The sequence below is a fragment of the Nocardiopsis sp. iso_237 genome, assembly GCF_056173345.1.
Genome location: NZ_CM149669.1, coordinates 4323322 through 4343350 on the forward strand (window position 1 = coordinate 4323322; position 20029 = coordinate 4343350).

At 72.0% G+C, this 20029-nt stretch carries 18 protein-coding genes and 1 tRNA gene; 5 read left to right on the forward strand and 14 right to left on the reverse strand.

Going from position 1 to position 20029, the window contains the following annotated elements:
- Window positions 1–64: 64 nt before the first annotated feature.
- Both AC0VYM_RS19665 and AC0VYM_RS19670 read right to left on the reverse strand, forming a co-directional pair.
- Window positions 65–2065 (reverse strand): S9 family peptidase, encoded by a 2001-nt coding sequence (locus AC0VYM_RS19665; RefSeq protein WP_475454306.1) that lies wholly within the window; start codon window positions 2063–2065, stop codon window positions 65–67.
- 54 nt (window positions 2066–2119) lie between these two features.
- On the reverse strand, window positions 2120–3604 hold the full coding sequence (locus AC0VYM_RS19670) for an MFS transporter (RefSeq protein WP_475454308.1): 1485 nt from the start codon (window positions 3602–3604) through the stop codon (window positions 2120–2122).
- 86 nt (window positions 3605–3690) lie between these two features.
- On the opposite strand from AC0VYM_RS19670, the gene AC0VYM_RS19675 reads away from it, so the two are divergent.
- Complete coding sequence (locus AC0VYM_RS19675) at window positions 3691–4137, forward strand: MarR family winged helix-turn-helix transcriptional regulator (protein ID WP_475454310.1); 447 nt, start codon at window positions 3691–3693, stop codon at window positions 4135–4137.
- A 61-nt stretch (window positions 4138–4198) separates the two neighbouring features.
- Here AC0VYM_RS19675 and AC0VYM_RS19680 read toward each other — a convergent pair whose 3' ends face one another.
- Window positions 4199–4576 (reverse strand): winged helix-turn-helix transcriptional regulator, encoded by a 378-nt coding sequence (locus AC0VYM_RS19680; protein WP_475454312.1) that lies wholly within the window; start codon window positions 4574–4576, stop codon window positions 4199–4201.
- A gap of 103 nt (window positions 4577–4679) precedes the next feature.
- Here AC0VYM_RS19680 and AC0VYM_RS19685 point away from each other — a divergent pair, with 103 nt between their 5' ends.
- The gene (locus AC0VYM_RS19685) at window positions 4680–5084 is read left to right on the forward strand and encodes a VOC family protein (RefSeq protein ID WP_475454314.1); all 405 of its coding nucleotides are present in this window, start codon (window positions 4680–4682) and stop codon (window positions 5082–5084) included.
- A gap of 18 nt (window positions 5085–5102) precedes the next feature.
- Here AC0VYM_RS19685 and AC0VYM_RS19690 read toward each other — a convergent pair.
- From AC0VYM_RS19690 to AC0VYM_RS19710, 5 genes are all read right to left on the reverse strand, one after another.
- Window positions 5103–5176 (reverse strand) — tRNA-Pro (locus AC0VYM_RS19690).
- 72 nt (window positions 5177–5248) lie between these two features.
- A complete protein-coding gene (locus tag AC0VYM_RS19695; RefSeq protein WP_475463306.1) occupies window positions 5249–7051 on the reverse strand; it encodes a hypothetical protein in 1803 nt (600 codons plus the stop codon).
- On the reverse strand, window positions 7048–8880 hold the full coding sequence (locus tag AC0VYM_RS19700; protein ID WP_475454316.1) for a hypothetical protein: 1833 nt from the start codon (window positions 8878–8880) through the stop codon (window positions 7048–7050). Before AC0VYM_RS19700 ends, AC0VYM_RS19695 begins: the two co-directional genes overlap by 4 nt.
- 133 nt (window positions 8881–9013) lie before the next feature.
- Window positions 9014–9673, reverse strand: a complete 660-nt coding sequence (locus AC0VYM_RS19705; protein WP_475454318.1) for a hypothetical protein — start codon at window positions 9671–9673, stop codon at window positions 9014–9016.
- Window positions 9674–10078: 405 nt separating this feature from the next.
- Window positions 10079–10777, reverse strand: a complete 699-nt coding sequence (locus AC0VYM_RS19710) for a gamma-glutamyl-gamma-aminobutyrate hydrolase family protein (protein WP_475454320.1) — start codon at window positions 10775–10777, stop codon at window positions 10079–10081.
- Between the two features lie 670 nt (window positions 10778–11447).
- On the opposite strand from AC0VYM_RS19710, the gene AC0VYM_RS19715 reads away from it, so the two are divergent.
- Window positions 11448–13208 carry a TIGR03767 family metallophosphoesterase gene (locus AC0VYM_RS19715; RefSeq protein WP_475454322.1) on the forward strand — a complete coding sequence of 587 codons (1761 nt, stop codon included), beginning with the start codon at window positions 11448–11450 and terminating at the stop codon, window positions 13206–13208.
- On the opposite strand, the gene AC0VYM_RS19720 is transcribed toward AC0VYM_RS19715, so the two are convergent.
- Window positions 13205–14131 carry an EamA family transporter gene (locus tag AC0VYM_RS19720; protein ID WP_475454324.1) on the reverse strand — a complete coding sequence of 309 codons (927 nt, stop codon included), beginning with the start codon at window positions 14129–14131 and terminating at the stop codon, window positions 13205–13207. The genes AC0VYM_RS19715 and AC0VYM_RS19720 overlap by 4 nt on opposite strands.
- Window positions 14132–14227: 96 nt before the next feature.
- Between AC0VYM_RS19720 and AC0VYM_RS19725 the strand changes: the two genes are divergently transcribed.
- Window positions 14228–15127 carry a LysR family transcriptional regulator gene (locus AC0VYM_RS19725; RefSeq protein ID WP_475454326.1) on the forward strand — a complete coding sequence of 300 codons (900 nt, stop codon included), beginning with the start codon at window positions 14228–14230 and terminating at the stop codon, window positions 15125–15127.
- Between the two features lie 19 nt (window positions 15128–15146).
- On the opposite strand, the gene AC0VYM_RS19730 is transcribed toward AC0VYM_RS19725, so the two are convergent.
- From AC0VYM_RS19730 to AC0VYM_RS19750, 5 genes are all read right to left on the reverse strand, one after another.
- Window positions 15147–16211 carry a glutathione S-transferase family protein gene (locus AC0VYM_RS19730; protein ID WP_475454328.1) on the reverse strand — a complete coding sequence of 355 codons (1065 nt, stop codon included), beginning with the start codon at window positions 16209–16211 and terminating at the stop codon, window positions 15147–15149.
- 101 nt (window positions 16212–16312) lie between these two features.
- Entirely contained in the window at window positions 16313–17401 is a 1089-nt protein-coding gene (locus tag AC0VYM_RS19735; protein WP_475454330.1) for an NAD(P)-binding domain-containing protein, read from the reverse strand.
- Window positions 17402–17508: 107 nt separating this feature from the next.
- The gene (locus tag AC0VYM_RS19740) at window positions 17509–17925 is read right to left on the reverse strand and encodes an arsenate reductase ArsC (RefSeq protein WP_475454332.1); all 417 of its coding nucleotides are present in this window, start codon (window positions 17923–17925) and stop codon (window positions 17509–17511) included.
- A complete protein-coding gene (arsB, locus tag AC0VYM_RS19745; protein WP_475454334.1) occupies window positions 17918–19021 on the reverse strand; it encodes an ACR3 family arsenite efflux transporter in 1104 nt (367 codons plus the stop codon). The genes AC0VYM_RS19740 and arsB overlap by 8 nt, the downstream gene beginning before the upstream one ends.
- Window positions 19018–19395 carry an ArsR/SmtB family transcription factor gene (locus tag AC0VYM_RS19750; protein WP_475454336.1) on the reverse strand — a complete coding sequence of 126 codons (378 nt, stop codon included), beginning with the start codon at window positions 19393–19395 and terminating at the stop codon, window positions 19018–19020. Before AC0VYM_RS19750 ends, arsB begins: the two co-directional genes overlap by 4 nt.
- Window positions 19396–19481: 86 nt before the next feature.
- On the opposite strand from AC0VYM_RS19750, the gene AC0VYM_RS19755 reads away from it, so the two are divergent.
- A complete protein-coding gene (locus AC0VYM_RS19755; protein ID WP_475454338.1) occupies window positions 19482–19919 on the forward strand; it encodes an ArsI/CadI family heavy metal resistance metalloenzyme in 438 nt (145 codons plus the stop codon).
- Window positions 19920–20029 lie beyond the last annotated feature (110 nt).

The window sequence follows — 20029 nt, forward strand, 5'->3', positions numbered from 1 at the left end:
GTTGATCTGTTCGACAAGATGTCCCGTCCTCTCAGATGTTCGCCTCACTGTGACCGTGGAGTCGTCACCACGGCAGGGTCTCGGGGATCGGGTCGGCACCGAGGAGGTGCTGGTCGCAGAAGGCCAGGACGGTCTCGTTCCACACACGGCTGTTGGAGGGCGTGAGCACCCAGTGGTTCTCGCCGGTCAGTTGCAGGAACCGGTGCGGCATGGTCTCGGGAGGGCCGTCCCAGGCCGAGACCAGGTCCCACCACATCCGCAGGGCCTCGCTGATCGGCACCCTGTAGTCCCGGTTCCCGTGGGTGATCAGCACCGGCGTGACCACACGCGACGCGCTCCGGTGCGGGGAGTTGTCGCGGTACCACCCGGGCTGCTCCTCCTCGTGGCCGTGTACACGCATCTTCTTCGCGGCCGCGTCGGTGGTCCGGTGCTGCTGGCCCATGGCCCACGACCCGGCATGGGTGACGACCGCCGAGAAGCGGTCGGTGTGCCCCGCGATCCAGCTGACCATGAAACCACCGAAGGACGCACCGAGCAGCGCGGTGCGCGAACCGTCCAGTTCCGGACGCACCAGCACCTCGTCCAGGAGCGCTGCACACTCTCCGTAGACCACGTCCGGGAGCCTGGGCCAACCCCGGTTCAGGCCCGCGTTCCCGTAGCCGGTGGACATGGCGGGGTCAGGCATCAGCACGGCGTAGCCCCGGGCGACGGCCAGCCACGGACACCACCGCCAGGACCAGGCGTTGAAGGAGCTGTGCGGGCCGCCATGGATCCACAGCATCACCGGGGCCGGGTCGCCCTCGGAGGCATGGTGGGGCAGGCACAGCCATCCGCCGACCCGTACACCGTCGACGTCGGTCCACACCCGTTCCAGGCTTCCCGGCAACCCGTCGACCCGACCCGGAGCCGGGAGTTCGGCCCACTCACCGGGGGCCAGCCGCACCGGGCGTGGCGGTGTGCCGACGTCGGAACGCAGCGCGTACAGGGAGCCGTCCGGCGCGGGGGCCAGAGAGGTGAACACACCGGTGTCCGCGAGGGTCCGTACCTCCGCGGTACGCGGGTCGACGGCGAGCACGGCCCCGGAGGAGTGCAGGTCACCGGAGACCAGCAGGGTTCCGTCATGGCTCCACACGTACTCGTTGACCGTGAGGTCCCCGAGGTCGACGCTCACCGGCTTCCCGCCCGACAGCGGGTGGATCTCCAGGTAGCCGTAACCGGTGTCGGCGGGCGTGGAGATCGTGATCCGCGTGACCGCGAGATGGGCGCCGTCGGGAGAGAAGAGCGGTGAGCCGTACTCCTGGTCGTCGTCGGCGGCCAACGCGGTGGTCCGCTCACGGCTCTCGGTGTCGATCAGAACGACGCTGGTCCGGGTCTGCCCGCCCCTGACCCGTTCGGTCCAGGTCGTCGCGACGGTCCGACCGTCCGACGACAGGTCCGCTGACGCACCCGACAGCGCCAGGGTGCCGGCGTCTTCGGTCAGATCGCCGATCTCACCGTCAGGGGCGACGAGCACCAGTCGGGGGCTGGCGTCCCCCAGCTCGTGGTCCCAGCGGCGGATCGGCATGCCGGTGTGCCAGATGGTGCTCCGTTTGGCGTCCTTCCGGGCCTGACGACGTTCGGCGTCGTCTTCCAGGCTGGCCCCCGCGAGCACACTCGTCTTCGCGAGGATCGAGCCGTCCTTCGCGACACCGGAGAGGCTCAGCCCGCCGGGGAGCCGGGCGACGACGTTCGCCTCGCCCTGTGCGGGCAGGCGCCAGACGGCCGCCGTGCCCTCAGCGGACCCGTCGTCCAGGCGACGGGAGGTGAACAGCAGCGACCCGTCCGGAGCGAACCTCGGCGCGTCCTCCCCGTCCGCGGAGAACGTCAGCCTCCGGGCTGGCCGCGCTCCCTCCGGATCGAGTGCCCACAGCGCCGACCTGCGTTTCGACCCGTGTTCGTCGACATCGTCGAGGGAGGCGACCACCTGACTGTCGGGCCCCGCGGCCACCGCGGAGATCCTGGGGATCCGTGTGAAGGCGTCGATGTCAGTGAAGTCGGAGAAGGGGGGAGGTATCGGTGAAGGCACCGGCTCACGGTATCGCGCGTGGCCAAGGGTCACCAGGCCGAGAAGGGCACCGCTTCATGCCCCCTCCTTGATCTTGCGCCGCGAGAGCAGCCTCGGGACGAGGGTGAGCAGGACGCCGCCCAGACCGACTCCGACGACCACGTGGAGACCGGGCTGGAACTGGCTCAGCATCTGGTCGGCGCTGACCTGCGCGGCTCCCTCTCCGGTGGCGTGGTCGACGGCGATCAGCGCCGTCGTGATCGCCAGGAAGATCGCCGCGCCGAGCTGGCCGGAGGTCTGCACCAGTCCGGCGGCGAGCCCCTGCTCCTCCGGGGCCACTCCGGCCGTGGCCTGCACGTTGACCGAGGGGAAGGCCAGCGCGAAGCCGACTCCCAGCAGCAGCGTGGTGGGCAGCAGCATGGTCAGGTAGGAGGGATCGGTGTCGATCCTGAGGAAGAGGAGGTATCCGACGGCCAGAGCCATCAGGCCCACGGTGATGAGCGTTTCGGTGCCGAAGCGGCCGATGATCCGTCCGGCGACGAACACGCTCAGCGCGACCAGCACACCGACCGGCAGCAGGGCCATGGCGACCTGGATCGGGGACTGCCCGACCGCCTGCTGGAGGTAGAGCGTGAGCAGGAACTGGAACGTGGCGAAGGAGCCGATCAGGGTCAGCATGCCGACGTTGGCGCGCAGCAGCGCGCCGTTGCGCAGGATCCCCAGCCGGACCAGCGGGTTGCGCACCCTCTGCTCGATGACGACGAAGGCCGCGAACAGCAGGGCGGCCCCGGCGAACGACAGCAGCGTGATCGGGTGGGCCCAGCCGTTCTCGGGCGCCGTCACCACGGTGTGGACGAGCAGCAGCATGGCCGCGGCGAGGGTGACCGCGCCGGGGATGTCGAACCCGCTCCTGACGGTGGAGCGGACGCGCGGGATGAGGAAGAAGCCGATGACGACCGCCGCGAGTGCGATCGGCACGGGGAAGAAGAAGGTCCAGCGCCATCCCAGGCTGGTGAGGAGCCCTCCGAAGATCATCCCGGAGGAGAAGCCGAAGGCACCGAACACGGTGTAGATCGACACCGCCTGGTTGCGCTGCTTTCCCTCCGCGAAGGTGGTGACGATGATCGACAGCGCCGCCGGAGCGCTGAAGGCCGCCGCGATCCCCTTGATGAACCGGGTGGCGATCAGCAGGTTCGGGTCGACGGCGATCGTGCCGACCAGGGAGGCCAGGGCGAAGACCGCCATGGAGACGAGGAAGACGTTGCGACGTCCCAGCAGGTCACCGGCGCGCCCGCCCAGCAGCAGAAGGCCACCGAAACCGAGGACGTAACCGGTGACGATCCACTGGAGCTGGGCTGTCTCCATGCCCAGTTCGGCCCCGATGGAGGGAAGCGCGATGGCGACCATCGACGCGTCCAGGATGTCGAGGAAGAGGGCGAGGCTGAGGATGACGAGCAGGATCACCAGCCGAGGGGTCCAGCGCCGTTCGTCCTCCGAGGACGGAGAGCCCGGCGGGTGGGGTGTGGTTTCGGGACTGGGGGGTGCGGCTTCGGTACTCACGATGCACGAACTTACATGCACACGCATTTAATGCGCAAGCATCTAATGCATGGTGGTACATCCGGTGGCCGTGCTAGCTTCTGTGTATGGATCAGGCCATCGAAATCACGCGTGCGGGTGGCGACGCTGGCATCGACCCCCCTCCCGAGGCCGACCTGATCAACCAGTGGCACGGACTCCTGAAGGACTACTACGAGACCTCGTGCGCGATCGACCGCGAGCTCGTGGCGCGGCACGACATCGGCATCACCGACTTCGAGGTCCTCGACATCCTCCTCGACGTCCTCGCCGAGTCCGGCGGTGCCGAGGTCCCTATGCGCGACCTCAGCGACCGCATGTACCTGAGCCAGAGCGGACTGTCCCGTAGCGTCGCCCGCCTCGACAAACGCGGTCTGGTGGTCCGCCGCATGCAGGGCTCCGACCGTCGGGCCGTCTCCATCGCGATCACCGCCGCAGGCCGGGAGATCCACGCCGCCGCACATCCGACCCGCAGCGAGGTTCTGGGCCGCTACCTCGGCCAGGGCCAGCGCTGAACGCCGGTTCCCCAGGGCGCCCGGGGGCGGGCGCGGCGCACGAGGCGTCCGCCCCTCCGCTTCACCCGTGGAGCCGACGGGCCTCCTCGATCACGTCGAGGTGGCGGCGCGCCCACCCGCACAGGCCGTTGACGGTGTCCCTGAGGTCCCGCCCGGCCTCCGTCAGCCGGTAGTCGACCTGGGGCGGGACGACCGGGTGGACCGTCCGCTCGACCAACCCGTTCCGCTCCAGGCGTCGCAGGGTCTGGGTCAGCATCTTGTGGCTGACGCCCTCGATCGACCGGTGCAGCTCGGTGAAGCGCAGAGTGCGGTCGCCCAGCACGTTCACGACCAACAGGGACCACTTGTCCGCGATGTCGGAGAAGACACTGCGCGCGAGCGAGTTGGCGCGTGTCACATCCCCCTGGTCGACCGAACCGCCGACCTGTTCGCTTTCCATACGGTGCCCCAGTCAACAGAAGGTGCGTACTTCCGCGCGTCACCCTACTGCCCTAGCGTCGTCCGCGAACGACCATCGGGAACGCCCGAGCAGAGGGAGCGCCATGACCGTCCTGAGGACCTACGCCCGTGTGTGGAGCGACGACGCCGAGGCGGCCCTTCCCCTCCTGGAGCGGATCACCGGAGAACGACCGCACCTGCGCATGGCCTTCGAGTCCGTGGAACTGGCGGCGATCGGTGACTTCCTGGTGATCGCCGGTCCCGCCGAGGAGCGCGAGCGCCACGCCCACGCGAGCGCCACCGTCGTCGTGTCCGACCTTGACGCCCTCCTGGCGGAGCTGACCGCGGCCGGAGCCGTCGTCACGATCCCGCCGACGACCGGTCCGACCGGCCGTTTCGCGTACGCCCGCCATGCCGACGGCATCGCCGTCGAGTACGTCCAGTGGACGCCCGAGCTGGTGGCCGCCCACACCGGCCGCTCCCAGACACGAAGAAGGGCGTCCACCTGAGTGAACGCCCTTCGCCAGTCGGGACGGCGGGATTTGAACCCACGACCCCTTGACCCCCAGTCAAGTGCGCTACCAAACTGCGCTACGTCCCGGCCGCTGGGCGGTGCGTCTCCGCCCCGCCAACAGGTGAAACTTTACCGCATGTGGGAGGGCGCTCGAACCAGTCAGTCCCGGGGTCCGGGGCCCACGCCGACGACGTGGGCCCGCTCCCCCACCGCGAGCCCGGACACCACGACCGCCCCCGGGGCCAGGGCCACACCGAAGGCCGATCCGTCCGGAGCCAGTCCCTCGGCCGCGGTGTCGAGCCGGACCGCCGTGCCCTCCGAACCCCACGTGCCGACCAGCAGGTGGAGCCCCGGGGATCCGCCGTCGACCGTCGTGCGCTCGACGCCGTGGACGGCGGCGAACAGGTCGGGCCCCGCCGCGACGGCGTCCGGGTCCAGGGCCCGCTCGGCCTCCTCGGGTGAGAGCCCGTCCGCGAACTCGAACACCAGGGACGCCACGGGTTCGGTGGTCGGGTCTCCCTCGCCCGGCGGGACCACCACCGGCCGTTCGAGGCGGTACTCCACCCGTCGGGCGCCCTCACCGGACTCGGTGAACAGCAGCCGCTCACCGTCGACGGGGTCCACCCGCGCCGTGCCGTCCTCGCTCAGGTCCGAGGCGATCAGCGCGCCGTCCCTCCCTCGGAGGGCCAGCGCACCGGGCTCGTCGCCACCGTGGTGGGCCACCACCGCCCAGCCGTCCGGGGCCGACGCCAGTTCCTCCACGGGACCGGGGAGCTCGGCGCGCTCGTACCAGTCACCGCGCGCACCCAGGACGCGGACCGGGTTCTCTCCCCAGTGCGGACCGGCCTCCTCGCAGGTGTCCGGGACCAGGATCCTGGTACCCGCGACCACCGGCGCCCCCACTGGAACGCATCCGTCCGGGGTGCCCGCGTGCGGCTGCTCCTCCCCCGACTCGTGGTCCCGGAGGGTGAACGCGCCGTCCGCCCCCGTCTGGACGAACGTGGCGTTGGTGAGCGACACGCGCTCCACGGGGTCGGGGACGCCATGGTGTCCGACCAGCCCGCCGGTGTCGGTCTCCAGGATCGTCAGGGCCCGCCCCCGGTCGGTCCCGCTGTCGTCCCGGTACAGCACCCCGACGCGCCCCGTGTCCGGGGAGACGCCCGACCACAGGACCTCACCCACCGGCCGGAAGTTCCAGCGTTCGGTGCCGTCACCGCTGTCCAGCGCCCACACGCCGCCGTCACCGAGCACCAGCACCCCGGTGGCGGTGGCCTCCACGTCGACCGCGCCCTCCTGCGGGTGTTCCCACACCCAGGTCACCTCGGTCCCGGCGACCGGCTCCTCCGCCTCCGCGAGCGGAGCGGCGAGTGTGTGCGTCAGCCGGTCTCGGTCGAGGACCGTGGGAACGGCGAACACCGCCAGGGCGACGAACGGTGCGAGCGCGGCCAGCGGGGCCGCGCTCCGGGGGCGGCCCGGGGCCGGAGGCTCGGGGCGGCCCGGGGCCGGAGGCTCGGGGCGGCCGGTCACCGCGAGCGCGGCGGCACCCGCCACCAGAGCCACGGCCGAGAGGAACCACAGGTGGGAGAGCCAGCCGACGTCGGTCAGGACGTCGGGGACGGGAGGCTCCCGCCCCTCCCGGGAGCCCGGCGCCTCACGCAGGGCCAGCGCGAGGGCCAGTCCGAACACCAGTGTGGCGACCGCCCGCACCGGACCCGACCCCTCACCGGGCCCGGAGAGCGGGTCGTCCTTCGCGGAGCGCCGTGAGCGTCCGCCCAGGGCCCAGGCCGCGCCGAGCAGGAGCACGGCGCCTCCCAGAGCCCGGTGCAGTGGGCCCGGCCGGGCCCACTCCGCCGGACCCGCCGCCAGCAGAACGACCAGCAGCAGACCTCCGGCGAGGGCGGATCCGGTTCCCGCCCACGCGAGCGGCGCCCACAGCCCCTCCACTCGGATCCGACGCGTCACGGAACCAGCCCCTCCACTCGCGTGCCGCCCTCGTGCTCGTCCACCAGGGCCACGACCGCCCCGTAGACCCCCGCGAGCTGCCGTACCTCCCCCGGAGCGCCGAGGAAGATCCTGTTGTCCAGCCCCGTGCCCAGCCGCTCCCCCGATGAGACGGCCAGGACGCTGACCGGCTCACGTCCCTCGACGTCCTGCCCTCCGTCCGTGAACAGCACCTGGTCCGCCAGGGCCACGTGGTCCTCGACGAAGACGTCCTTGAGGAACCCGCCCGCCCCGACCACCACGGTGCGCTCCCCCGAGGCGTCGACACGATGGATCTCGGCCCCCTGGTCGGCCCGGGTGACGAGCACGTCCACGCCCCCGGGGTCCGCCGCGACCACGCGCTCAGGAGAGAGGGCGTCGTCCTGTTCCAGGGCTCCGTTCGCGAAGTCCAGGAGCACCTCACCGGAGTCCAGGTCCAACAACAGGCCCCGCGCACCCAACGACGACTCCACGACCATCGCCCTCCCCGAATCGCCGGTCCTCCGCGCCGTCCAGGATCGGCTGGGGACGAAGACGTCCCCCCAGTCCTCGCGCTCGTGGCTCCACGACTCCTCGCCGGTCCTCAGGTCCACGGAGACCACGCGGAACTCCGTGGGGACCTCGCCGCGCCAGACGAGTTCACGGATCTCCGCCCCTCCCTCGGCGTCGACGTCCCCGCTCACACAGACGACCGCGTAGTCGACCGTGTCCCGGCGCACCCGGGGTCGGCCGCCGTCACAGAACTGGTCCCCGTCCGACCCCAGCGTCCGGTGCCACAGTTCCTCACCGGTCACCGCGTCCCAGGCGCTCAGGCCCGGGGCCCGGTCGGCCCTCCTCTGGGCCCGCCAGTCCTGGTGGACGCGGACACCATCCGACCACCCCAGGAGGCGACCGGTGTCGCCCCCCTCCAGGGGCATGGCGTACTCGGCCTTCCGTTCCCCGGTGACCAGGTCGAACGCCTCCGTGACGGGGGCCGCCTCGGTGTCGTCTCCCGTCACCGGCGTGTACGTGAGATACGCGCGGTCGTAGCCGACCCACAGCGAGATGTCCTCGTCGTCGGCGTCACCGGAGGGGCGCCGGTACGACCACACCTCCGCGCCGTCGGTGCCGTCCAGGGACACCACACCGTCCCCGAGCACCACCAGGGGGCCGTGGGCCCCAGCCGCGATCCGATCGATCTCGGCGTCGTGGTCCGGACGCCAGGTCCACCCCGTCCCGCGCACCCGGTCCGGGACCGGGGCCGTGTCGGGCCGTTCCTCAGCGACGGTGTGCCGGGCCCCGGTCCCGTCACCCGGCCCGACGAACACCGGTGTGAGAACCCCGATCAGGACCACGGTGAGCGCGCCCGCGCCGAGAGCGGTCAGGGAACGGACACGGGGGGCGGCGGGGCGCCGAACGGAGGTGAGCAGGAGCAGCAGGCCGAGCGCCACCGCGCAGACCACCAGGCCGGTGCGGAACCCGCTCGGCGTCAGGGTGGTCGGCCCGGAGGCGTCAGCGCCCAGGAACACGCCGTTGGCCGCGACGAGGCACACGACGACCGCTCCGGCACCCACCAGGATCACGTGGTCCCAGCCGCCCTCCGCGTTCGGATCCTCGTCGAACGGCGGGCGGCGCCAGCGGACGCAGACCATCAGGGCGAACGCACCGATCAGACAGGCCCAGAACCAGCCCCAGCCGGTGGTCGCGAACAACCCCGTGTCCCGGCCCGCCGGGTGCAGGGCCAGGGTCACCGCGGCCAGGGCCAGCGCCCCCGCGACCACTCCCGCCCCGGTCCACGCCAGGACGCCCTCCATGCGCCGTTCGCCCGCCAACCCGCACCGCCCCGTTCGTGGTCTGAGGCCCCGAGAGCCCGCAACGACACGAAAAAGTAGCAGCGACGCCGGTGTCGCGGCTGCCCGGGGCGCCCGCAGTCCTCCGGCGGGGTTCCGGGTCGCTGACCGACCGCTAGCCGAAGAGGTCGGGGCGGTGGCGGCGGGCCTCGGTGACCAGCGGGTTGTCCCACCCGCTGGACCCGGCGGCCTGGAAGGAGACGGCCACCAACTCGGCGCCGGTCCCGGGGTGGCGGGGCTGGGAGGCCAGGACGGTGCGCATGCGCGCGGCCTGGTCGGGGATGACGCGTTCGCCCCAGCCCACCAGGCCACGGGACTCCAGATCCTTGACCTGCACCTGTTGGCCGCCGACGTCGACGCCCGGACCCGCGGCGACGCGGTCGACGGTCTTGCCGACCTGCGTGGCGTCCCGCCAGCGCAGGCGCACCTCGAAGCCGATGTGGTCGCGCAGCTCCACACCCGCCGGGGAGATCACCACGACGGTGCCGTTGAGCATGCGCCGGGTCTTGACGACGGGGAGGACGGCCAGGCAGAGCGCGGCGAGGGCGCCGACGACGATGCCGCCGGTCACCCCGCTCCCCGGGTTGGCCGTCTCGAAGAAGATGGACGACAGGACCAGGACGACGAGGAAGAACACGCCCAGGAGCGGGCTGAACGCCACCAGGTAGCGCAGGTAGGTGCCCGCGTCGCCCTCGGGTCGCGCCGTGAGGGTTCCGGGCTCGCCCGGCAGCGCCCATCCCGGTGCGCGCGTCCATCCGTGGGGCAGGCCCTCCACCGGGACGTGCTGCTGGTGGCCCTGCTGCTGGGCGTGCCCCTGGTGTCCGTGGGGGTGGTGAAACCGGGGTTGCTGCTGCTCGAAGTGCTGCGGAGGGTGTCCCTGATATGGCTGCCCGTACGGAGCCTGCGGCTGCCGTGGGTGCGGCTGCTGGGGGTACGGCTGCTGCGGCTGCCCGTACTGGCCCGGGTGCCCTTGGGGCGGGTGCCCTCCGTTCCGTCCCCCGTCCTGCGCTGGCCAGCTCACGGCCGCACCCCCCGGGTCCGCCCCGTCCACGTGGTCCTCTCCATGGTCTCCCCGTTCGTTTCCGGCCCTGGCCGGGACCCGTCGTCCCGGCCCACGGGCGCCAGCAAAGTGTGCCAGCGCGGACCGACGGGTTCATCCCCCGCAGGTCGGAGAGGGTGCTCAGCGCTCAGCGGCGCGTTCGGTCAGCCAGTCGAACAGGCTGGGGTCGGCCCCCATCTCCGGGTGCCACTGGACGCCGAGCACGTCGGACACGTCCGTGTACTCCAGAGCCTCGACCGTTCCGTCCTCGGCCCAGGCGGTGGCGGACACGTTCCGGCCCAGGTCCGCCACGGCCTGGTGGTGGTAGGTGGGCACGTCCAGCAGGGTGCGCCCCAGAACCCGCGCGGTGCGGGAGTGCTCGGCGACGGTGACCGGGTGGGTGTCGAAGACGCCGACCCGCTGACAGTGTCCGGAGTGCCCCACGAGGTCGGGCAGGTGCTGGTGGAGGGTCCCGCCCCGGCCGACGTTGAGCAGCTGCATGCCCCGGCACACGCCGAGGACGGGCAGGCCCCGGGCGAGCGCCCCGGAGAGCAGGTCCACCTCGGCGGCGTCCCGGCCCACCCGGACTCCGTCGGTGTGCTCGCCGGTCGGTGCGCCGTACCGGTCGGGGTCGATGTCGCCGCCCCCGGCCAGCAGCAGGCCGTCCAGCCGGTCCAACGCCCCGGCGATCCCGGCCACCGGGGGGAGCAGCAGCGGGACCGCGCCGCTCGCCGCCACGGAATCCGTGTAGTACTGCGGCAGCAGCGTCGCGGGCAGGTCCCAGGCCGGTCCCCAGCGGGCACGCTCCGCGTAGGCGGTGATCCCGACGACGGGTGGCATGGGCGACCTCCTGTGGTTCCGGGTACGGGTTCGGACGGCTGGAGCGCGGTGACGTGGGCGCCGGATCCCGCCGTCCACGAGGAAGGGCGCGGTGACCCGTCAGTCGTCGTCACCGGCCGGGTGGGCGACGGCGGCAATCTCGACGACCGTCGCGGAGGGGCCCGCGATCCATCGGAAGGCTCCGCCCCCGGCCACCCTAGCGAGCGAAGGATCACGGCTGAACCTCTCGGGTGGCGGGAGCGAGGTCGCGAACGAGGCCGTGTCCCGGGACGGGCCGTGGGACCAGCAACCTCTGGGAGGAGGAGGTCGGTGGAACGGCCCGGGTGCGTCGAGTCCCACCGCCGGAAGCGCACCCAGATTGACCGCATCCGGCCAAACATGAGAAGTACTCATCTTTGTGACGGCTCACCACAGCCCAGGGGAACGGCCCGCCACGCGCCGATGACGCGCGGGCGGACGACGGGTGATCACTCTCGGTGATCACCCTCCCGCGCTCCCGTAAGCGGAAGGGACCGAACCGATGATCGTACCCACCGGCCCCCGAAACCCACCGGACCGGGTCCGGTACCCGTGGCCGTGCACCCGTTGCCGCCAGCACTGACTTCGGCCTTTAATGACGGCGCCCCGCTCTCCCCTCAGGCCCCCGCAGGGCCGAAAGGACGCCGCCACCATGGCCTCCCTCAACCGGCGCGGTTTCCTCACCGCCTCCGCAGGACTGGGGTTCGCCCTCGGTCTGCCCGCCCTCCCCGTCTCCGCCGCGACCCACGACCGGCTCGTCCGGGAGACCCTCGACCGGGTCGCCAACCCCGAGGGCACCACCTTCGCCGAGGTCGCCTCCCCCGTCGGAGACGGCTACCGTCTCCTCACCGCCGGTCCGGGCTGGCCGCTGCACGTCCGAGAGGACCTGGTCCCCGCGCAGTCGGGCCGTGACGAGCGCCGCGTACCCCTGAGCGCCTTCGTCCAGTTCACGGACCTGCACATCCTCGACGTGCAGAGCCCCGTACGGTTCGAGTACACGCACCCGATCCTCGGCTCCAGCGCCCACCGCCCCCAGGAGGCGCTCGCCATGGTCGGGGCGTCGGCGCTGGTCGCCCGGGTGAACTCGCTCAGGAACGGTCCGGTGACCGGACGCCCCTTCGACTTCATGATGACCACCGGCGACAACACCGACAACCACGAGCAGATCGAGCTCGAATGGCTGATGTCGATCCTCAACGGCGGCTCGCTCACCCCCGACACCGGCGACCCCCACCGGTTCGAGGGAGTGCAGAACTGCGGCTCCGAGCTGTACTGGCAGCCCGAGAGTGAGCGGAGCGACCGGTACAAGTCACGGGGCGGGTTCCCCCACCTGCCCGGGTTCCTGGCCGCCGCCACGGCCGAGTTCAGCAGCCCCGGCCTGGACGTCCCCTGGTACTGCACCGTGGGCAACCACGACAACACCCCTGCGGGCACCCTTCCGGCGGGCACCCTCGGTGACGTCTACGTGGGTGACCGCAAGCTGATGTTCGCGGACGACCGGGTGACGGCGGAGATGGCCGAGGCCATGACCGACGAGGACCAGCTCGGAGCGGTCCCCGACGAGGTCGAGCACCCCGACCCCGACGCGGTGACCACCGCCGCGCTGACCTCCACCGTCACCCCGGACGAGCGGCGGACACCCTTCGACACGGCGGGCTTCGTCGCCGCCCACCTGGCGGAGGCCAACACCGGCCCCGGGCCGGTCGGGCACGGGTTCACCGAGGACAACGCTGACGGGGTGAACTGCTTCTACAGCTTCCGGATCGCCGAGGGCATCACCGGGATCAGCATGGACACGACCACGCTCGCCGGCCTGGCCAACGGCTCCATCGGCAAGACGCAGTACGACTGGCTGGAGCGGACCCTGCGCGCCTCCAGTTCGGTCTACTACGACCTGCTCGGTCGTCGCCGCACCCAGCAGGTCGGTGACGAGCTGTTCGTCCTGTTCAGCCACCACACCAGCGACACCATGACCAACCCCCTTCCGGACCGGCGCCGCCCGGCCGAGATCCGCTACATCGGTGACATCCTGGTGCGCATGCTCAAGCGGTACCCCAACGTGCTGGCCTGGGTGAACGGGCACACCCACTACAACAAGGTGCGGGCCCACACCTCCGGCACGCCCGAGCGCGGGTTCTGGGAGATCAACACCGCCTCGCACATCGACCACCCGCAGATGGCCCGCAGCATCGAGATCGTGGACAACGCGGACGGCACGATGTCGCTGTTCACCACGCTCCTGGAGGCGGACAGCCCGTACCAGGTCGACCACGGCGACTTCTCGGCGGACGGGCTGGCCTCGCTGTACCGGGAGCTGTCCGTGAACGACCTGTACGCGGACCCGGCCAACTACGGCGAGCCGCTGGACCGCAACGTGGAACTCCTGGTCGCCGCCCACCACCCGGGGCGCTAGGTCCTGTGCGGGTTCCCCGGGTTCCCCGACGAGTGCGGGGAACCCGCGTCCACCGCCTTCGCCCTCCCGGACCGGCCGCCCAGGGCCGTGAGCGCCACGCCGCCCACGAGGAGCCCGGCCGCCACCAGGCTCAGCGGCCGGACCGCCTCCCCGAGGAACACCGCCGCCGAGGCCATCCCGAACACCGGGACCAGGAGTGAGTACGGCGCGACGGCCGAGGCCTCGTTCCGCCGCAGCAGGTAGCCCCACGCGCCGAAGCCGAACACCGTGGCCGCCCAGGCCACGTAGAGGATGGCCCCCGCCCCGGCCAGGTCCAGTTCCCGGACGGCGGCCAGCCCGGCCTCGGGGCCCTCCAGCAGCATCGACAGCGCGAAGAGCGGTAGCGGCGGCACCACGCTGACCCAGACCATCCAGCTCAGCGCGTCCGGCGGGGCCGCCCTCCGGGTGATCACGTTGGACAGCCCCCAGAACGCGGCAGCCGCCACGACCAGCAGGAACGCGGTCAGCGGACCCGATCCGCCGTGGTCGTGGGCGGCGAGGCCGATCCCCACCAGGGCGACGGCCATGCCGAGGTAGCGGACCGGGCGCAGATCCTCCCGGAGGAAGAGCACCGCGAAGAGCGCCGTGAACACCGCCTGCACCTGGAGGACCAACGAGCTCAGTCCGGCGGGCATCCCGAGGTCCATGCCGGTGAAGAGCAGCCCGAACTTGGCCACTCCCAGCACCAGGCCCACGAGGACGACCCAGCCGAACGCGACAGCGGGGCGGCGTACGAAGAAGATCGCGGGGAGGGCGGCCACGACGAACCGCAGGGCGGAGAACAGCAGCGGCGGGAAGTGGTCGAGGCCGACCTCGATCACCACGAAGTTGAGCCCCCACACGGCGGCGACCAGCACGGCGAGCAGGGAGTGGGTGGGACGCATGCCTCCGATCATGGCGCCGACCACGCTTTAGCACCAGCGAAACCTTCTACTAGATTGGTTTCACCATTGCTTAACGATGATCCGTGAGGAGCCCCCGTGCTCGACCTGTCTCGGCTCCGGGCGTTGCACGCCGTCCACGTCCACGGCTCGGTCAGCGCCGCCGCCAAGGCGCTGGGCTACACCCCCTCCGCCGTCTCCCAGCAGGTCACCAAGCTCGAACGTGAGACCGGCACCCCTCTCCTGGAACGTCAGGGGCGCGGTGTGGTGCTCACCGACGCCGCCGGAATGCTCGTGGACACCGCGGCCCGGATGCTCGCCCTCATGGAAACCGCCGAGGTCACCCTCGAGGAACGGCGCGGCCAACCCTCGGGCCGCCTCACCGTGGCCGCCTTCGCCACCGCCGCCCGGGGCCTGCTCCCCCGCCCCCTGGCCGAACTGGCCCGGAGGTACCCCGACCTCGACCTGCGCGTCGTCGAGGAGGACCCGCACACGTCCCCGCACATGGTCGCGCAGGGAACCGTGGACCTCGCCGTCGTGCACGACTGGGACATCGCGCCGATGACCGTCCCCGAGGGGGTGGCCCGCACCGCGCTCGGTGAGGACCGGTGCGACGTCGTCCTTCCCCGCGACCACCCCCTCGTCGAACTCCCCGTGCTGAGCCGCCGGGACGTGGCCTCGGAACGCTGGATCTGTCAGCCGCCCGGAACCGTCTGCCACGACTGGCTGACCCGCACGCTGCGCCCGGTGCGCGGCGAGCCCGACATCGCCCACTTCGTGGCCGAGTTCCAGACCCAGCTCGCTCTGGTGGAGGTCGGGCTGGGCATCGCCCTGGTCCCCCGCCTGGGGCGGGGCGCCGTGCCCGACTCCCTGGTGGTCAAGCCGCTGGAGCCCGTACCGGTGCGCGGGGTGTCCGCCCTGTGGCGGGAGGGCACCTCCCGGCGGCCCGCCGTCACCGAGGCCGTCCGCCTCCTGCGCGAACACACCGTCCTCCGCTGAGGCCGGAGCCCGTCGGTGGTCAGCCCACCGGGGCGTCCCAGGTCCCCCCGGCCGCACGGTCCTGGGCCTCCAGTAGCGGGACCCGTTCGGACGCGGGCACCGGGCCGGGCGCCGTACCCCTGCCGAAGGGGCCGCCGCCGAGGACCTCCCTGCCGTGCGGGGTGAGCCAGGCGCGGGGGTCCGGGCCGATCGCCACCACACCGGACGGGTTGAGGGCCGTGTGCACGCGGTAGTAGTGGACCCTGATGTGCTCGAACTCGGTGGTGTCCCCAAAGCCCGGGGTCTGGAACAGGTCCCGCGCGTACGCCCACAGCGCCGGGTACTCCGTGAGCTTGCGCCGGTTGCACTTGAAGTGGCCGTGGTAGACCGCGTCGAACCGCACCAGGGTGGCCCACAGCCGCAGGTCGGCCAGGGTGACGTGGTCGCCCACCAGGTACCGGCGGTCGGTGAGGCGGTTCTCCAGGGCGTCCAGCCGGGCGAAGACGGCGGAGACCGCCCGGTCGTAGCGCCGCTGGTCGGGGGCGAACCCGGACCGGTAGACGCCGTTGTTGAGGTCACGGTAGACCTCGGCGCTGACCGCGTCGATCTCCGCGCGCAGGGCCTCGGGGTACAGCTCCGGAGCGCCCTCCCGGGCCAGGTCGCCCCACTCGGTGGCCATGTCCACGCTGATCTGGTCGTAGTCGTTGGACACCAGGTGTCCGCTGGGCACGTCGACCAGGCCGGGCACGCTCACGCCGCCCTCGTAGGCGCGGTCACGGGCGAGGTAGGCCTCGCGCAGGGCGTGGATGCCCAGCACCGGGTCTCGGTCTCCGGGACTGCCGGTGCGCTCGGTGAACACCCAGTGCGGATCCCCCTCGATGATCTCCTGGACCGGGTCGGTGACGGCCAGGGAGACGGCCCCCTCCAGTCCCATGAGCCGCCGGGTCATCACCACGCGGTGGGCCCACGGGCAGGCCCGGTTGACGACCAGCCGGTAGCGCCCCGCCTCGGCCGCGCGCCCGAAGCGGGCGTCGGCGGTGACCCGGTCGGCGAAGGCCGCCGGGTCCCGTTCGATCTCCTCGGTGGGAAGCTTGTTGGCCCTCATACCGGCTACCTCCGACGCTGTGCATCAACTGGGTCCGGAACCGACACTAACTCCCGGACCGCCCGCCGGACCGGTTGTCCACAGGCCCTTTCGCCGCCTCCTCAGGAGTCGTCGCGCAGCTCCGCCACGACCCGGCGGGCGATGGCGCGCCCGGCCCGGTTCGCCCCGATCGTGCTGGCCTGCGGGCCGAACCCGGCGAGGAACAGGCGCGGCTCGTGGACGGCGCGGCCGTTCTCGACCCGCACCCCTCCCCCGGGTTCGCGCAGACGCAGGGGTGCCAGGTGGGTGAGTTCGGAGCGGAACCCGGTGGCCCAGACGATGGCGTCCACGGGCTCGAAGGTGCCGTCGGGCCAGCGGACCCCGTCGGGCTCGATCGCGGTGAACATGGGCCGGGACACGAGGAGCCCCCGGTCCCGCGCGGCGAGGTTCCCGGGGGTGGCGGGCAGGCCGGTGCCGCTGATGATGCTGGGCAGGGGCAGCCCCGCTCGGGCCGCCTCGTCCGCCCTCCGCACCGCACGGACCCCGCCCTCGGGGTCGACGACGAACTCGACCGGTCGGCGGGTGGCCCAGACCGTGCTCGCGGCGACCCCCTCCAGTTCACGCAGGAACCCCACCGCCGAGGTGCCGCCGCCCACCACCAGGACCCGCGCCCCGGCGAAGTCCTCGGCCGCCCGGTACCCGGGCGTGGAGACCTGCACGCCTCGGAAGTCCGCGGCCCCGGCGAAGTAGGGACGGAAGGGCCGTGCCCAGGTGCCGCTGGCGTTGACCACCACACGCCCCGCGACGTCACCCTTGTCCGTGGTGACCAGGAGGCCGGTTCCGTCCTCGCGCACCGAGGTGACCCGGACCGGCCGCGCCACGTCCAGCCCGAACCACCGCTCGTAGCGTTCGTAGTAGTCGCGCACCACGTCCCGCGCGGGGCGGGAGGCGTCGGCGGTGGCGAAGCTCAGGCCCATCTCGCGCATCCCGGGCAGGTCGTCGACCTTGTGCGCGTCGTCCAGCCGCAGCGACTCCCAGCGGAACTGCCACGCCCCGCCGGCGTCGGGTCCGCGGTCCAGGACCACGAACCCCGTCCCGGGTTCGAGCCCGAGCCTGCGCAGGTGCCAGGCGACCGAGAGCCCGGCCTGGCCCGCACCGATGACCACCACGTCCGCCGCACCGGGCGGCGTCGCGCCCCGAACACCCTCCACGACCGCTCCTCACGTTCGTCCGCCAACAGCCGGGAACAACCGCGCGCCCCGGTTCATGCCGGGGCGCGCGGTGGGGACGTCAGTGGCGTGCGCCACCCTCGCCGGGGTCAGCCGGGGAACAACTCCTCCAGCAGGTCCTCGACGAGTCTCCGGATCCTGTCCCGGATCGGCCGCACGGCCTCCACGCCCCGCCCCGCCGGGTCGGGCAGGTCCCAGTCCAGGTAGCGCCTACCGGGGAAGAACGGGCAGGCGTCGCCGCAACCCATCGTGATCACCACGTCCGAGGCGCGGACCGCGTCCTCGGTGAGGACCTTCGGGGTGTTCGCGGCGATGTCGACGCCGACCTCCGCCATGGCTTCCACCACCGCCGGGTTGACCTGCTCGGCGGGAACGGAACCGGCCGAGAGCACCCGTACCCGTCCGGCGCCCAGGCGGTCCAGGAACGCCGCCGCCATCTGGGACCGTCCCGCGTTGTGCACGCAGACGAACAGCACCCGCGGGATCTCGTCCGTCGACTCAGCCACCGTCGTCCCCCTTCGCCTCGGCGGGGAGTTCTCCCGGGAACCAGCGTCGCGCGGCCAGGGCCACGTACACGAGGGCGATGAGCACCGGCACCTCGATCAACGGGCCAACCACTCCGGCCAGAGCCTGGCCCGAGGTGGCGCCGAAGGAGGCGATGGCCACCGCGATCGCCAACTCGAAGTTGTTGCCCGCCGCCGTGAAGGCGAGCGTGACCGAACGCGGGTACGCCATGCCCAGGGCCCGTCCCAGGGCGAGCGTGCCCGCCCACATGACCACGAAGTAGACCAGCAGCGGCAGCGCGATGCGCGCCACGTCCCAGGGCCGCGAGGTGATCGCCTCTCCCTGGAGGGCGAAGAGCATCACGATGGTGAACAACAGCCCGTACAGGCCCCACGGCCCCAACCGGGGCAGCAGGCGGGTCTCGTACCACTCCCGTCCGCGCGCCCGCTCCCCGAGGCGCCGCGTCAGGTATCCGGCCAGGAGGGGAATCCCGAGGAAGACCAGGACGGAGACGGAGATGTCGACGAACGACACGTCGAGGGAGGCCTGTTCCAGCCCCAGCCACCCGGGCAGGACCGACAGGTAGAACCAGCCGAGCGCGCCGAACGCCACCACCTGGAACACGGAGTTGATGGCCACGAGGACGGCGGCGGCCTCGCGGTCACCGCACGCGAGGTCGTTCCAGACGATCACCATGGCGATGCACCTCGCCAGGCCCACGATGATCAGTCCGGTGCGGTACTCCGGCAGGTCCGGCAGGAACAGCCAGGCAAGGGCGAACATGAGCGCCGGGCCGACCAGCCAGTTCACCGCCAGGGAGGTGACCAGCAGCCGCCGGTCACCGGTGACCGATCCCAACCGGTCGTAGCGGACCTTGGCCAGCGGTGGGAACAGCATCACCAGCAGCCCCAGTGCGATCGGCAGGGACACCCCGGCCACACCCGCTCCGGACAGCGCCTCGCCCAGGCCGGGCACCAGGCGGCCCAGCGCCAGACCGGCGACCATGGCCGCCAGGATCCACACCGTCAGGAAGCGGTCCAGGGACGAGAGGCGTCCGACCACGCCCGGAGCGGCGTCCTCACGCGCGGGGGCGCTCACGCGTCGGCCCCCTCGGGGAGTCCGGCCCGACTCAGGACCGAGGCCAGGCGGTCGGTCGTCGCGGGGATCAACCGGTAGTAAACCCAGGTGCCGCGCCGCTCGGACGAGATGAGTCCGGCCTCACGGAGCAGTCTGAGGTGGTGGGAGATGGTCGGCTGCGAGAGGTCGAAGGCGGGCGTCAGATCGCAGACGCACACCTCGTCACCGCGTGACGTGGCGATCATCGACAACAGCCGCAGCCGCACCGGGTCACCCAGGGCCTTGAAGACCCGGGCGAGCTCGACCGACTCTCCGTCCTCCAACGGGGACTGCAACAACCTGGGACAGCAGTCGGCGCCGCCCCGGCCGGGGGCGCCCTCCTCTTGATTCGACATGCGCCTATGTTGACAAACTTCGATACAGAAGGCAAGAGTGGACGCGCCTTGCATAGACAAGCATCAATACAACCCGAGAGGACACCATGTCCCGCATCCAGCTGGCCCTCAACGTCGCCGACCTCGACGCGTCGGTGACCTTCTACTCGACCCTCTTCGGCGTCGAACCCGCCAAGCGCCGCCCCGGCTACGCCAACTTCGCCGTGGCCGAGCCCCCGCTCAAGCTGGTCCTCATCGAGGGAGAGCCCGGCCAGGAGACCCGTCTGGACCACCTGGGTGTCGAGGTGGAGGAGAGCGCGCAGGTCGACGCGGCCACCGGCCGCTTCCGGGCCTCGGGCCTGGCGACCTTCGAGGAGAACGACACCTCGTGCTGCTACGCCGTCCAGGACAAGGTGTGGGTCCACGGGCCCGGCCGGGAACCGTGGGAGGTGTACGTGGTCAAGGGCGACAGCGACCAGAGGGGCGCCGCGCCCGCCACCGTCACGGGCGAGGCCTCCGCCTGCTGCGCCGCCGAACGGGAGTAGCGCCCCGGCCCCCGCCTGGCCTGGGGGTCCCTCGTGGTACCCCCACCAGGCGGGACTCCCTCCCTGACGTGAATCGTGGTGCTCTAGTGGGCAGAACAGAGAGTCAACGA